Annotated in this window: 11 protein-coding genes and 1 riboswitch; of the genes, 7 read left to right on the top strand and 4 right to left on the bottom strand. The window is 64.7% G+C overall.

All coding sequences use genetic code 11. The features are described 5' to 3' along the window. Positions 1-7: 7 nt before the first annotated feature. Genes L9B60_RS03055 through L9B60_RS03045 form a run of 3 tightly spaced genes read right to left on the bottom strand, consistent with a single transcriptional unit; the run spans position 8 to position 2,834 of the window. On the bottom strand, positions 8-769 hold the full coding sequence (locus L9B60_RS03055; RefSeq protein ID WP_249676117.1) for an ABC transporter ATP-binding protein: 762 nt from the start codon (positions 767-769) through the stop codon (positions 8-10). Continuing rightward, on the bottom strand, positions 766-1,806 hold the full coding sequence (locus tag L9B60_RS03050; RefSeq protein WP_249676114.1) for a FecCD family ABC transporter permease: 1,041 nt from the start codon (positions 1,804-1,806) through the stop codon (positions 766-768). Before L9B60_RS03050 ends, L9B60_RS03055 begins: the two co-directional genes overlap by 4 nt. Next, positions 1,803-2,834: an ABC transporter substrate-binding protein gene (locus L9B60_RS03045; RefSeq protein ID WP_249676113.1), complete on the bottom strand. Its 1,032-nt coding sequence runs from the start codon at positions 2,832-2,834 to the stop codon at positions 1,803-1,805. The genes L9B60_RS03050 and L9B60_RS03045 overlap by 4 nt, the downstream gene beginning before the upstream one ends. A gap of 42 nt (positions 2,835-2,876) precedes the next feature. Beyond that, positions 2,877-2,963, bottom strand: a riboswitch (adenosylcobalamin (AdoCbl) riboswitch). Between the two features lie 159 nt (positions 2,964-3,122). On the opposite strand from L9B60_RS03045, the gene hemB reads away from it, so the two are divergent. The 3 genes from hemB to L9B60_RS03030 all read left to right on the top strand — a co-directional run bounded on the left by hemB (position 3,123) and on the right by L9B60_RS03030 (position 6,466). Further along, positions 3,123-4,097, top strand: coding sequence for a porphobilinogen synthase (gene hemB, locus L9B60_RS03040; RefSeq protein WP_249676111.1), 975 nt, complete (start codon positions 3,123-3,125; stop codon positions 4,095-4,097). A gap of 821 nt (positions 4,098-4,918) precedes the next feature. Continuing rightward, on the top strand, positions 4,919-5,467 hold the full coding sequence (locus L9B60_RS03035) for a cysteine hydrolase family protein (RefSeq protein WP_249676108.1): 549 nt from the start codon (positions 4,919-4,921) through the stop codon (positions 5,465-5,467). A 33-nt stretch (positions 5,468-5,500) separates the two neighbouring features. Continuing rightward, positions 5,501-6,466, top strand: coding sequence for a GlxA family transcriptional regulator (locus L9B60_RS03030; RefSeq protein WP_249676106.1), 966 nt, complete (start codon positions 5,501-5,503; stop codon positions 6,464-6,466). Positions 6,467-6,483: 17 nt separating this feature from the next. Here the strand turns inward: L9B60_RS03030 and L9B60_RS03025 are convergent, their stop codons facing one another. Next, positions 6,484-7,344 (bottom strand): GNAT family N-acetyltransferase, encoded by an 861-nt coding sequence (locus L9B60_RS03025; protein WP_249676104.1) that lies wholly within the window; start codon positions 7,342-7,344, stop codon positions 6,484-6,486. 235 nt (positions 7,345-7,579) lie between these two features. On the opposite strand from L9B60_RS03025, the gene L9B60_RS03020 reads away from it, so the two are divergent. From L9B60_RS03020 to L9B60_RS03005, 4 genes are all read left to right on the top strand, one after another. Further along, positions 7,580-9,052 (top strand): aldehyde dehydrogenase family protein, encoded by a 1,473-nt coding sequence (locus L9B60_RS03020; protein ID WP_249676100.1) that lies wholly within the window; start codon positions 7,580-7,582, stop codon positions 9,050-9,052. Between the two features lie 351 nt (positions 9,053-9,403). Next, positions 9,404-10,075 carry a haloacid dehalogenase type II gene (locus tag L9B60_RS03015; RefSeq protein WP_249676099.1) on the top strand — a complete coding sequence of 224 codons (672 nt, stop codon included), beginning with the start codon at positions 9,404-9,406 and terminating at the stop codon, positions 10,073-10,075. 47 nt (positions 10,076-10,122) lie between these two features. Beyond that, on the top strand, positions 10,123-11,397 hold the full coding sequence (locus L9B60_RS03010; protein ID WP_249676096.1) for an NAD(P)/FAD-dependent oxidoreductase: 1,275 nt from the start codon (positions 10,123-10,125) through the stop codon (positions 11,395-11,397). 65 nt (positions 11,398-11,462) lie between these two features. After that, positions 11,463-13,106 (top strand): ABC transporter substrate-binding protein, encoded by a 1,644-nt coding sequence (locus tag L9B60_RS03005; RefSeq protein WP_249676094.1) that lies wholly within the window; start codon positions 11,463-11,465, stop codon positions 13,104-13,106. Positions 13,107-13,126: the final 20 nt, after the last annotated feature.

The raw sequence follows: 13,126 nt of genomic DNA, 5'->3' as shown, positions 1-13,126 counted from the left end.
AAAGACGCTACAGCAGATACTGCACATGGGGCCGGCCGGTATGGGGCGACAACTGGACCTGGGCGCGCACCCCATATACCTGATCGATCATGGCCGGCGTGATCACCTCGACCGGCGTGCCACGGGCCACCACGCGGCCGGCTTGCAGCACCAGCAGGCTGTCGCAGAACAGCGCCGCCAGGTTCAGGTCATGGATCGCCATCACACAGGTCAACGGCAACCCACGAATCAATTTCAACACATCAAGCTGATGCTGGATGTCCAGGTGGTTGGTCGGCTCATCCAGCAACAACTCGCTGGGGCACTGGGCCAGTGCGCGGGCGATCTGCACGCGCTGGCGTTCGCCACCGGACAAGGTGCGCCAATAGCGCGAGGCGCGTTCGCCCAGTCCGGTTTGCGCCAAGGCCTGCGCGACGATGCGGTCGTCCTCCAGGTTCCAAGGGCTCAGCGCGCCACGGTGGGGCGTGCGGCCCAGGCGCACGATGTCCTGCACGGTGATATCGACCTCGGTGCCGGCGTGCTGTTCCACCAGTGCCACCTTGCGCGCCAGGTCGCGGCGGCGCCAGTCGCGCAGGGGGCGATTGGCCAGGGTGACGGTGCCGGTATCCGGCGTGCCCAGGCCTGCCAGCAACCGCAGCAGCGATGACTTGCCCGAGCCATTGGGGCCGATCAGGCCCAGGGTGCCATGGGCTGGGACCGTCACGCTCACGCCATCCAGGATCAGTTGGCCACCGGCCGTCCAGCCGACATCGTGGGCCACCAGGCTCATGGGTGATGCCTGCGGCGGTACAGCAAAAAGGCAAAGGCCGGGGCACCGACCAGGGCCGTGACCACGCCAATGGGCAGCACCTGGCCGGGCACGATCAGCCGCGAGGCGATGTCGGCCAACACCATGAAGTGTGCGCCGATCAGCACTGAGGCCAGCAGCAGGCGCACGTGCCCGGGGCCCACCAGAAAGCGCGCCATGTGTGGCACCACCAGGCCGACAAAGCCCACCGCACCGACCACGCTGACGATGCTCGCGGTGATCAACGCGGTCACCCCAAACAGCAGCAGGCGCACCGGCGCCACGGCCACGCCGAGCGTGCGCGCAGCGTCTTCGCCGAACACGAATGCATCCAGCGCCCGGGCAAACAGCAGGCACACCAGCAAGCCTGCGGCCACCACTGCAGCCAGCAGGTACACGTCTGGCCAGCGCACGCCGCCCAAGCTGCCCAGTAGCCAGAACATTACGCTGCGGGCCTGCTCGGCGTTGGCCGACGTCGAGACGATCCAGGCGGTGAGGGCGTTGAACAGTTGTGAGCCGGCCACCCCAGCCAGGATCACCTGGGTCGGCCCACCCCGTATGCCCGCCGCCAGCAGCAACACCAAGGTGCAGGCCAGCGCCGCGCCCAGGAAGGCCCCCAGCGAGATACCGATCAGGCCGCCGCCCAGCCCCAACAGCATCACCAGCACGGCGCCGGTGGATGCGCCGGCACTCACGCCCAGCACGTAGGGCTCGGCCAGGGCGTTGCGCAGCAAAGCCTGCAGTACTGCGCCGCACACCGCCAGGCCCGCGCCACAGCAGGCGGCGGCCAGGGCGCGGCTCAGGCGGTACTCCCAGATGATCCCCTGCTGGATACGCGGCAGCGGGTAGTCGCCCAGGCCCAGGCCATTGAGCAACGCCTTGATCGTCACGCCGAGGGGGATGGTCATTTCGCCCAGCGACACGGCCAAGGCGATCGACAGGCTTAGCGTCAGCAGTGCCAGCACGGCCAGCAGCCAGCGCCAGGCGCGGGCGTTTTCTGCGGCGAAGCGTGAAATCACTGCGCTTTCCCGAACGTGCCCAGGCCGATGGCGATGTGTTCAATGGCATCGACCACGCTCATGGACGGGTTCAGTGACTGCGCGTCCACCACGATGATGTGGTTGTCGCGCACCGCTTTGAGCTCGCGGGTCACCGGGTCGCTACGCAGGAACGCCAGCTTTTTCTCGACATCGTCGGCGGGGTACAGGCGCCGGTCCATGCGCGCCACCACGATCACATCGGGGTTGCGCGCAGCGATGGTTTCCCAGCTCACGCCAGGCCATTCTTCGTCGCTGTCGATGATGTTGTGCAGGCCCAGCACCTGGTTGATGTAGCCAGGCGCGCCATTCTTGCCGGCCACCCATGGGTCGCCCTCCAGCCGCGTGCTGGAGAACCAATACATCACCGACAACGGCGCGTGCGGCTGGGCGTTGGCGGTCTTGACGGCTTGCGCGACGCGTTGGCGCAATTGCCCGACCAGGGCATCGCCGGCAGCCTTCACGTCGAAGATCTGCGCCAGCTCATGGATTTCCTGTTCCACCAGGCCCAGGGAATACAACTGGCTGCGGCTACCGTCGGCGTTGGAGGTGGCCGTCAGGCCCTTGCCCTGGCAGTCGCTGGGCGACACGTAGGAGGGGATGCCCAAGGCATCGAGCTGCTCTGGCGTGGCCACTTCGCCCTGTGGGCCGACGTGGTAGGTGTACTGGGCCAGCACGATGTCGGGGGCGGCCTTGGCCACCGCTTCAAAGCTTGGCGCATTGCTGGCCAGGCGCGGCACCGTGGCGCCTGCGGCCTGCAACGCGGGCGGCAGCGGCCCGAACCACACGCCGGTGCCCACCATGCGCGGCGCCAGGCCCAGCGACAACAGCAACTCGGTGCTGGCCTGGCCCAGGGTGACGGCGCGTTGCGGCTTGGCCTGGATGACCACCTCGCGGCCGCAGTTCTGCACCGTCAGCGGGTAGTGGGTGGCCGCCTGGCTTTCGCTCAGGGGCAGGATAACGGCGAGGGTGCAAAACAACAGGCGAATGCAATGACGGCGGATCAACATGCAGCGGCTCCCGGGATGGCGCGTCCGTAAGGGGGGAAGGGGGCCTGCCGCAAGGTCTGGCTTTCGCCGTAAAACGACGAACACAGTGGCGCGACCGCGCCGGATTCCAACCGGCTTCCTGCAACAGGCATGTATTAAATACGGGGCATACGATACGCGAAAAGCCTACGGGCTTCGCCCCCTTGGCCGAACTATTGTTGCGCCCCCTGCAACAACCTGTTGGGCGATCAAGGCTGGCCTGGCGGCCCATCAAGGCATAAGCTGCGCCTATTTGATCGGAGGCCCCTGATGCCCAGCCAATTCCCCAGCGTTCGCCCACGTCGCCTGCGCCGCTCCGAAAGCCTGCGCGGCTTGTTCCAGGAAACCGAATTCACCCTCAACGATCTGGTGCTGCCGATTTTCGTCGAAGAAGAAATCGACGACTTCGTGCCCATCACCAGCATGCCGGGCGTGATGCGTATCCCTGAGTCCAAACTGGCCAGTGAAATCGAACGCTACGCCCGCGCCGGCATCAAGTCGGTGATGACCTTTGGCGTGTCCCACCACCTGGACGACACTGGCAGCGACACCTGGAACGAAAACGGCCTGGTGTCACGCATGGCGCGTATTTGTAAAGACGCCGTGCCCGAGATGGTGGTCATGGCCGACACCTGCTTCTGCGAATACACCAGCCACGGCCACTGCGGCGTGCTGCACGGCCACGACGTGGACAACGACGCCACCTTGGTCAACCTGGGCAAGCAGGCGGTCGCGGCGGCCCGTGCCGGTGCCGACTTCATCTCGCCGTCGGCGGCGATGGATGGCCAGGTCGGCGCCATTCGCAGCGCGCTCGATGCCGCAGGCTTTATCGATACCTCGATCATGGCCTATTCGACCAAGTTCGCCTCGGCGCTCTACGGCCCGTTCCGCGAAGCCGGCGGCAGCGCGCTGAAGGGCAACCGCAAAAGCTACCAGATGAACCCGATGAACCGCCGCGAAGCGGTGCGCGAATCGCTGCTGGACGAGCAGGAAGGCGCCGACGTGATCATGGTCAAGCCGGCGGGCGCCTACCTGGACATCATCCGCGACATCCGCGAAGCCTCGCGCCTGCCGCTGGCCGCCTACCAGGTGAGCGGCGAATACGCGATGATCAAATTCGCCGCCCAGGTAGACGCCATCGACGAGGCCCGCGTAGTGCGCGAAAGCCTGGGCTCGATCAAGCGTGCCGGCGCCGACCTGATCTTCACCTACTTCGCCATGGACCTGGCGCGCGACGGGATCTGATTGCAGTAGAAGCGGCGGCTCGACGCCCCGATTCATCCGCGAAAGGATCGCCACGGTGGTCCAGGCAGACCGCGTCGTGTGCTTCGCGGATAAATCCGCTCCTACAGGGGGATGCGGTCGTCTGTAGGAGCGGATTCATCCGCGAAAAGAACGCCACGGTGGTTCAGACAGACCGCGTCGTGTGCTTCACGGATAAATCCGCTCCTACAGGGGGATGCGGTCGTCTGTAGGAGCGGATTCATCCGCGAAAAGTACGCCACGGTGGTTCAGACAGACCGCGTCGTGTGCTTCGCGGATAAATCCGCTCCTACAGGGGTATGCGGTCGTCTGTAGGAGCGGATTCATCCGCGAAAAGTACGCCACGGTGGTTCAGACAGACCGCGTCGTGTGCTTCGCGGATAAATCCGCTCCTACAGGGGTATGCGGTCGTCTGTAGGAGCGGATTCATCCGCGAAAAGTACGCCACGGTGGTTCAGACAGACCGCGTCGTGTGCTTCGCGGATAAATCCGCTCCTACAGGGGTATGCGGTCGTCTGTAGGAGCGGATTCATCCGCGAAAAGTACGCCACGGTGGTTCAGACAGACCGCGTCGTGTGCTTCGCGGATAAGTCCGCTCCTACAGGGGTATGCGGTCGTCTGTAGGAGCGGATTCATCCGCGAAAAGACCGCCACGGTGGTTCAGGCTGACCTCTTTAGGTGTTTCGCAGATCGATGACGCACATGTCAATTTAGCCCCGCCTATTGTCGTTCTGGCCAATCCTCAAGCGCGTTGCCCGGGTGGATACTTAATCCACCCCAACGTACCCCCCGAGGACCACGCCATGAGCAAGCAAGCCCTGATCATCGTCGACCTGCAAAACGACTATTTCCCCGCCGGCAAATGGCCGCTGGTCGGCATTGAAGTGGCGGCCGCCAATGCGGCCCGCGTGCTGCAGGCCACCCGCCAGGCCGGTGACCTGGTGGTGCACGTGCGCCATGAATTCACCGCGCCCGATGCGCCGTTTTTCGTCGCAGGTTCCGAAGGCGCGAACATCCACCCCAGCGTCCTGAACCAGGGTGCAGAACCGGTGGTGCTCAAGCACTTCGTCAATTCGTTCCGCGAAACCGAATTGCAGGCGCTGTTGGACCATCACCAAATCGACGAGTTGGTCATCGTCGGCGCCATGAGCCACATGTGCGTGGACGGCATCACCCGCGCCGCGGCCGACCTGAGCTACAAAGTCACCGTGGTGCACGACGCGTGTGCTACCCGGGACCTTGAGTTCAATGGCCTGACCGTGCCAGCAGCCCACGTGCACGCCGCGTTCATGTCGGCGCTGGGCTTTGCCTACGCCACGGTGGTCAGCACCGACACCTTGCTCGCGGGGTGATAGGCTGAACACCTTCACTTCAGGAAATCGCCCATGACTGCCCACCGCCGGGTCGCCGAAATCGGCCTGCTGGTTTACCCCGGTGCCCAGATGGCGGCGGTGCATGGCCTGACCGACTTGTTCGGCGTGGCCAACCGCATTGCCGTCGAACTGGCCAGCGAGCAATTGCCCGTGCTGCGGGTCAGCCATTGGCAAGTAGGCGACACGCCGGTACGCATCTACGACAGCCTGGCCGGCGAGGGCGGGCATCTGTTTGCCGTGCTGCTGCCGCCGTCTCTGGGCGATGAACTGCAAGCCGGCGATGCCGCCTCCATCAGCCGCTGGCTACGCGAGCGCCACGCCGAAGGCAGCGCCTTGGGTTCGGTGTGCCTGGGCGCCTTCCTGCTGGCGCAAACCGGCCTGCTGGACGGGCGTCGCGCGACTACCCACTGGACCCAGGTGGAGCGCCTGCAGCAGCGTTTTCCCTTGGTCCAGGTGGAGGGTGACAAGCCGCTGATCGACGACGGCGACCTGATCACCAGCGCTGGCCTCATGGCCTGGGCCGACGTGGGCCTGCGCCTGATCGACCGCCTGTTGGGGCCGGGGATCGCCCGCCGCACCGCGCGCTTCATGATGATAGAACACAGCGACAGTGCGCAGGACTACGGCAGCCATTTCGCGCCAATCCTCGATCATGGCGACGCGGCGGTGTTGAAGGTGCAGCATTGGTTGCAAGCCAACGGCGCGGTCGACGTGTCGCTCAAGGCCATGGCCGCTTGTGCGTTGCTGGAAGAGCGGACCTTGCTGCGCCGCTTTCGCGCGGCCACCGGTTTGAAGCCCACCGAGTATTGCCAGCACGTGCGGGTGGGCAAGGCGCGGGAGTTGCTGGAGTTCACCAATGGCACGGTCGACAGTATTGCCTGGGCGGTGGGCTACCAGGATGCGGGAGCATTCCGGGCCACGTTCAAGAAAGTCACGGGGTTGGCGCCCAGTGAGTACCGGGCGCGGTTTGGGGTATAGCGGCGGGGCCCGCGGCCCTACCCGATCGCCTGCGTCACCAGCGCAAACTGCAACACGCCATCACGCGATTGCGGTGCCGGCCCGCGGGCCATCTGCGCCACTTTGTCCACCTGCTTTAGCCCCAGGGTTTCCAGCCAAGGCCCCAGCTCGGTCACGGCCGGCACATCGATGCGCACGAAAGTCTCCGGCGCTGCCGCCAGCAATGCTTGAATCAAATGCTGTGCCTGCAACCCCGTTTGCGCCACCACTGGCCCGATCGAGCGGCCACGGCCAAACGGGCGCAGCAAGCCGAAACCCACCAGCGCGCCGTCCTTGACGATACCCACGGCCGCCTCTTGAATAGCCATCAATTCGCCCAGCACCGCCTCGCGGTCCAGCCCGCTGGCCGCATTGGCCAGCGCCAGCATGGCCGTCTGGTCGCTGGCGCTCAGCACCTGTACGTGCTCGCCTGCGGGCAGGGCCGGCAGCGATTGCAGCACCGCGGTGCCTTGGTGCTGGCAGATGAAGCCGAATTCTTCAAAACCCTGGCTCTTGTACAACGGCGTACCGGCGATGGTCGCGTTGAGGATGGCAGTGCGCGGCTGTGCCACGTCCAGCACCTTGTCCATCAGCCGCCGGCCCAGGCCCTGGCCTTGATAGGCGTCGTCGACGATCACCAGGCCAATGGTCGCGTAATCGCCTTGCGGGCAGGCAAAGGCGCTGCCGATCACCCGGCCAGCGTCCTCCAGCACCCAGCCTTCGCTCAGGCGCTGCATCATGGCCCAGTCTTCCAGCCGGTGTGGCCATTTCAGCGCCACGGATAACGCATGGGCGGGGGCTACGTCGTCGGCGGTCATGGGGCGCAGTTGGATGGAAGCGGCGAGGGCAGGGGCGGGCATGGCGTATCTCCTGGCAAACAAACAGTGGCGGATGTGCCTTGTATCCCACCAACCACGCCTGCGAACAACCCCCCGAAAGCGATTCGGCAGAATCCATACGCGGCCACGGCATCATCCGAAGTAACTGCTTAAAAGCCATGAAAGGTCGGCAGCAAATGCTTGGGGTTTTTTTCTACGATGGACGGCATCGGCAGTCACCCAAATGGCCGCCCCGGTTTCCTTGCAGGAGTGCTTGATGAACAGCTTCGATCCCAACAGTGTCAACGTGCGTTGCGCGCATTTCATCGGTGGCGAGTACCGCGACAGTTCGGGCCGGATCGATGTCTCGCGGCCCTCCGACGGCCAGGCTTATGCCGAGCTGCCCCTGGCCGATGCCGACACCGTCGACGAAGTGGTGAGCAATGCCCATCAAGCTTTCGTCAGCAGCGATTGGGCCAGCCGCCCGCCCCGTGAGCGGGCGCGCGTGATGCGTCGCTGGGCCGACCTGATCGAGGCCGATGCGCAGATCCTGGCGCCGCTGGAAGCGGTGGGTTCCACCCGCCCGGTCAAGGACGTGGTGGGCTGGGACATCCCCTATGTCGCCGAAGGCATCCGCTTTTTCGCAGAGCTGGCCGACAAGCACGGCGGCCAGGTGGCGGCCACCCAGACTGACCGCCTGGGCATGCAGATCGCCGAACCCTACGGCGTGATCGGCGCCATCGCACCGTGGAACTTCCCCCTCAGCATGGGCCACTGGAAGGTCGCCCCGGCCCTGGCGGCAGGAAATGCCGTGGTGCTTAAGCCCTCGGAGATGACCCCGTTCTCCAGCCTGCGCTTTGCCGAGCTTGCCGTGCAGGCCGGTTTGCCGGCCGGCATGTTCAACGTGGTGCAGGGCGATGGCCGCACCACCGGGGACGCGATCTGCCGGCACCCGCGCATCGGCAAGGTGACCTTCACCGGCTCCACCGCCACCGGCGCCAGCATCATGTCCACCTGCGCCCTCACCGGGCCTAAGCCGGTGACTTTGGAATTGGGCGGCAAAAGCCCGCAAATCGTCTTCGCCGACGTGCCGGACATCGAGCGCACCGCCCATACCGTGGCCCTGGCCATCACCGGCAACGCCGGGCAGGTATGCGTGAGCGGTTCGCGGTTGATTATTCAGCGCTCGATCCTGGAACCCTTCGTGGCCTACCTCAAGCGCTATTTCGAAGCCCTGCGCCCCGGCCCCACCTGGACAGCAGAAAGCACTCTGCCACCGATCATTTCCCGCCTGCAGGCCCAGCGTATCGATGGCATCGTGCAGCGCAGCGTGCAGGCCGGTGCCGAAGTCATTACCGGTGGCCAGCTGTTCGAGGGCCTGGGCGGCGCTTATTACCAGCCCACCTTGCTGGCCGGCGTGAATAGCCAAAACCCCGCGGTGCTGGAAGAAGTGTTCGGCCCGGTGCTGACCATCCAGTGTTTCGATGACGAAGCCGAGGCCCTGGCCCTGGCCGCCCACGACACCTATGGCCTGGCCGCCGGCGTGCACACTGCCGACCTGAACCGCGCGTTGCGCATGGTTCGCGGCCTTGAAGTGGGCACCGTGTGGGTCAACCGTTACGGGCGCAGCAACGACAACATCATCCCCACCGGCGGCTACAAACGCTCCGGCATCGGCAAGGACCTGGGGCGCGAAGCCTTTGAAGCGAACCTGCGCTTCAAGAGCGTTTTGATCGACATCGCCCACTAAGCTGAAACGCTTCATCCCACACGGGCGCCCGAGCAATCTGGCGCCCGTTTTGCATTCTGGGGCTCAAGGCAGATTATGCTGTGACCAGGCCCCCAATACCCCCTGTAAGCCCCGTTAAAGGGCTAAAACAGCGCACCAATTGGGGCCTTGCCCAGGCCTGGCGCAGCCCGCACTCTCTGCTGAAGCGGCCCCTCAAAACGGCTTTTTGTGTTTTCCAGCCAGCGCTTTAAACGCCATCTGCTGATTTCACAGTGGTGTAATGAAGCTGTTGCGCAGTGGTGGGTTGAGCCACCGCAGGACTGATTCAGGGTCTGCGCGCCCCGACTTTCAACGAACTTTCAGGACGGCACCATGAGCTTTCTTCGCCCTAAATTCATTACCTTCGACTGCTACGGCACCCTGACCAACTTCCACATGGGCACCATGACCCGCGAGCTGTTCGCCGACCGCGTGCCGGCCGAGCGCATGGACCAGTTCGTCAAGGACTTCTCCAGCTACCGCCTGGACCAAGTGATGGGCGACTGGCAGCCGTACGACGTGATTCTGAAAAATGCCCTGGAGCGTACCTGCAAGCGCTGGAACGTGCTGTTCAAGGAAGAAGAAGCGCGCCTGTACTACGACGCCGTACCGACCTGGGGCCCACACGCCGACGTGACTGCGGGCCTTGCCAAGATCGCCGACAAAATCCCCCTGGTGATTTTCTCCAACGCCAGCGACTCGCAGATCATGTCCAACGTCGACAAACTGGGCGTGCCGTTCCACAAAGTGTTCACCGCCGACCAGGCCAAGGTCTACAAACCACGCCTGGCCGCGTTCGAGTTCATGCTCGACAACTTGGGTTGCGGCCCCGAAGACCTGCTGCACGTGTCTTCCAGCTTCCGTTACGACCTGTTCTCGGCCCACGACATGGGCATCAAGAACAAGGCTTTCGTCGCCCGTGGCCACGAGCCGGCCGCCAACGCCAGCTACCAGTACAACACCATCAGCGACATCGGCGGCCTGCCAGGCCTGGTCGGTCTCTGACCGTCACCCCCCAAAAAACGCGGCCCGACATCGGCACGGAGTACAACATGAGCAGTGAATCCTACTGGCTGGACACCGCGCCCGCCTTCCATGGCGGCCAGGCAGGCCCCGTGGAAGGGCAGGTCGACGTCGCCATCGTCGGTGGCGGTTTCACCGGCCTGTCGGCGGCGCGCGCGCTGGCCATGAAGGGCGCGCGCGTGGCGGTACTCGAAGCCGGCCGGGTGATCGGCGAGGCGTCGGGCCGCAATGGCGGGCAATGCAACACCGGGGTTGCCCAGGATTATGCCGCGTTGTCGGCCAAGCTCGGGCCGCAACAGGCGCGAGCGTTTTACCAGGCCTACGAAAGCGCCGTGGCCAGTGTCGCCGACATCGTCCACAGCGAAGGCATCGCTTGCGACTACAGCCGCAACGGCAAGCTCAAGTTGGCCGCCAAGCCCCAGCATTACGAGGGCCTGGCCAAGACTTATGAACTGATCCGCCGCGAAGTGGACACCGATGTTGAACTGCTGGACGCCACGCAAGTGCGCCGCGAAATCGACTCCGACCAGTTTCACGGTGGCCTGTTGCAACGCAACGGCGTGCAAATGCACGTGGGGCGTTTCGGCGTGGGCCTGGCCGAAGCCGCCGCCAAGCACGGCGCGCTGATTTATGAAAACGCCGCGGTTGGCAAATGGCAGGCCAAGGCCGGCGGTTATCAAGTGCAGACCGCCCGTGGCACGTTGCAGGCCAAGCAGGTATTACTGGCCTCCGGTGCCTCGCAGGTGGGCGACCTGAACTGGTACCGCCGCCGCATGGCACCGGTGGGCAGCTTCATCATCGTCACCCAGGTGCTCCCGGCCGACGTGCTGGCGCGCTTGCTGCCGGCCCAGCGGTCGTATGTGACCAGCCGCCTGATCGGCAATTATTTCCGCGTGACCCCAGACAACCGCCTGCTGTTCGGCGGCCGGGCGCGCTTTGCCATGTCCAACCTGCGTTCCGACGCCAAGAGCGGTCGCATCCTGCAGGCCGGCATGGCGCAGATGTTCCCGCAACTGGCCGACGTCAAGGTCGATTACTGCTGGGGCGGGCTGGTGGACATGACCGCCGACCGCCTGCCGCGTGCCGGGCAGCACGACGGCATTTTCCACTCCATGGGCTACAGCGGCCACGGCGTGCAGATGTCGGTGCACATGGGCCGGGTGATGGCCGATGTGCTGGATGGCAATAGCGCCGCCAACCCCTGGCGCGAATTGGATTGGCCAGCGATTCCCGGGCACTTCGGCAAGCCCTGGTTCCTGCCGTTGGTGGGCGCTTATTACAAGCTTCAAGACCACTTGCACTAGTTTCAAGCACTCCGCGGCCAACCGCGGGCCCTTCGTGTAACCCGATTATCGACAGGTAGAAAGACATGACAGACAAGAAAGTCGAGTCTCAACTGGTCACAGGCCAGGACAGCATGCGCATTTTCGAAGGCTTGAACCGTGGCATGTCGCGCCGCGATGCGTTGCGCATGCTGGGCGTGGCCGGGGTAATGGCCAGCGGTGTCGGTGGGTTGCTGGGCGGGGCAGGGTCGGTGTTTGCCGCCGACAGCGAAAACAGCGCGGCCACCGTGGGCAAGCGCGGCGGCAAGATCCGCGTGGCGGGCATGTCCTCGTCCACCGCCGACACCCTGGACCCGGCTAAAGGCGCGTTGTCGACCGACTACGCTCGCCAGTTCATGTTCTACAACGGCTTGACCCGCTTCGACTCGCACCTGGTGCCGCAACTGGAGCTGGCCGAAAAAATCGACCACACCGACGCCAGCCTGTGGATCATCACCCTGCGCAGTGGCATCACCTTCCACAACGGCAAGTCGCTGACCGCCGACGACGTGGTGTTCTCCCTGACCCGGCACAAGGACCCGGCCACCGGCTCCAAGGTCATGCCGCTGATGGAGCAGTTCGCCGAGATCAAGGCCACCGGCCCCCTGGAAGTGCAGATCAAGTTGACCGCGCCTAACGCCGAGCTGCCGTCGATCCTGGCCGTCTCGCACCTGCTGATCGTGCCCAAGGACACCACCGACTTCAACCTGGGCATCGGCACCGGCCCATTCACCGTCAAGGAATTCCGCCCAGGCGTGCGCTCGGTGGCCGCGCGCAACGCCAACTACTGGAAGCCGGGCCTGCCGTACCTGGACGAGATCGAGTTCATCGCCATTTCCGACGAGCCGTCGCGGGTCAACGCGCTGCTGTCGGGCGACGTGCACATGATCAACGAGGTCAACCCGCGCTCCACCACCCGTATCGCGGCCAGTGCCGGGCACAAGGTGGTCGACGCGCCGTCGGGCAACTACACCGACATGATCTTGCGCCAGGACCAGATGCCCACCCAGAACGCCGATTTCAGCCAGGCGATGAAGTACCTGCTGGACCGCGAACAAGTCAAATCCGCCGTGTTCCGCGGCTACGCGGTGGTGGGCAACGACCAGCCGATCGCGCCAGGCTCGCGTTATTTCAACGCCGACCTGCCGCAAACCCCGTACGACCCGGACAAGGCGCGCTTCCTGCTGAAAAAGGCCGGCATGGCCGACGTGAAAATGCCGATCGTCGCCTCGCCAGCCGCCACAGGTTCGGTCGACATCGCCGTGCTGCTGCAACAGTCGGCCAAGCAGGCCGGGCTCAACCTCACGGTCAACCGCCTGCCGCCCGATGGCTACTGGTCCAACCACTGGATGAAACACCCCATCAGCTTCGGCAACATCAACCCGCGCCCGAATGCCGACATCATCTTCTCGCAGTTTTTCCAGTCCAGCGCCCCGTGGAACGAATCGGGCTGGAAGAACGAGCAGTTCGACCAACTGCTGATGCTGGCCCGTGGCGAGACGGACGACGCCAAACGGAGCAAGATGTATGCAGACATGCAAACCCTGGTGCACGACCACTGCGGCATCGGTATCCCGGTGTTCATCAGCAACATCGATGGCGTCGATGCGCGCATCAAGGGCTACGGCACCAACCCGCTGGGCGGCTTCATGGGCTACATGTTCTCCGAACAGGTCTGGCTGGACGCGTGATCGATCGGCTCGTTTTGCAG

Source organism: Pseudomonas abieticivorans (assembly GCF_023509015.1).
Classification (GTDB): domain Bacteria; phylum Pseudomonadota; class Gammaproteobacteria; order Pseudomonadales; family Pseudomonadaceae; genus Aquipseudomonas; species Aquipseudomonas abieticivorans.
Note: the sequence above shows the minus strand (reverse complement) of the source record. Positions and strands in the feature narration are given on the sequence as shown.

What these genes read in the sequence shown, in the direction of transcription:
- L9B60_RS03055 (WP_249676117.1), bottom strand. Translation starts at nt 769, where the DNA reads ATGAGCCTGGTGGCCCACGATGTCGGCTGGACGGCCGGTGGCCAACTG.
- L9B60_RS03045 (WP_249676113.1), bottom strand. Translation starts at nt 2,834, where the DNA reads ATGTTGATCCGCCGTCATTGCATTCGCCTGTTGTTTTGCACCCTCGCC.
- hemB (WP_249676111.1), top strand. Translation starts at nt 3,123, where the DNA reads ATGCCCAGCCAATTCCCCAGCGTTCGCCCACGTCGCCTGCGCCGCTCC.
- L9B60_RS03035 (WP_249676108.1), top strand. Translation starts at nt 4,919, where the DNA reads ATGAGCAAGCAAGCCCTGATCATCGTCGACCTGCAAAACGACTATTTC.
- L9B60_RS03030 (WP_249676106.1), top strand. Translation starts at nt 5,501, where the DNA reads ATGACTGCCCACCGCCGGGTCGCCGAAATCGGCCTGCTGGTTTACCCC.
- L9B60_RS03025 (WP_249676104.1), bottom strand. Translation starts at nt 7,344, where the DNA reads ATGCCCGCCCCTGCCCTCGCCGCTTCCATCCAACTGCGCCCCATGACC.
- L9B60_RS03020 (WP_249676100.1), top strand. Translation starts at nt 7,580, where the DNA reads ATGAACAGCTTCGATCCCAACAGTGTCAACGTGCGTTGCGCGCATTTC.
- L9B60_RS03015 (WP_249676099.1), top strand. Translation starts at nt 9,404, where the DNA reads ATGAGCTTTCTTCGCCCTAAATTCATTACCTTCGACTGCTACGGCACC.
- L9B60_RS03010 (WP_249676096.1), top strand. Translation starts at nt 10,123, where the DNA reads ATGAGCAGTGAATCCTACTGGCTGGACACCGCGCCCGCCTTCCATGGC.
- L9B60_RS03005 (WP_249676094.1), top strand. Translation starts at nt 11,463, where the DNA reads ATGACAGACAAGAAAGTCGAGTCTCAACTGGTCACAGGCCAGGACAGC.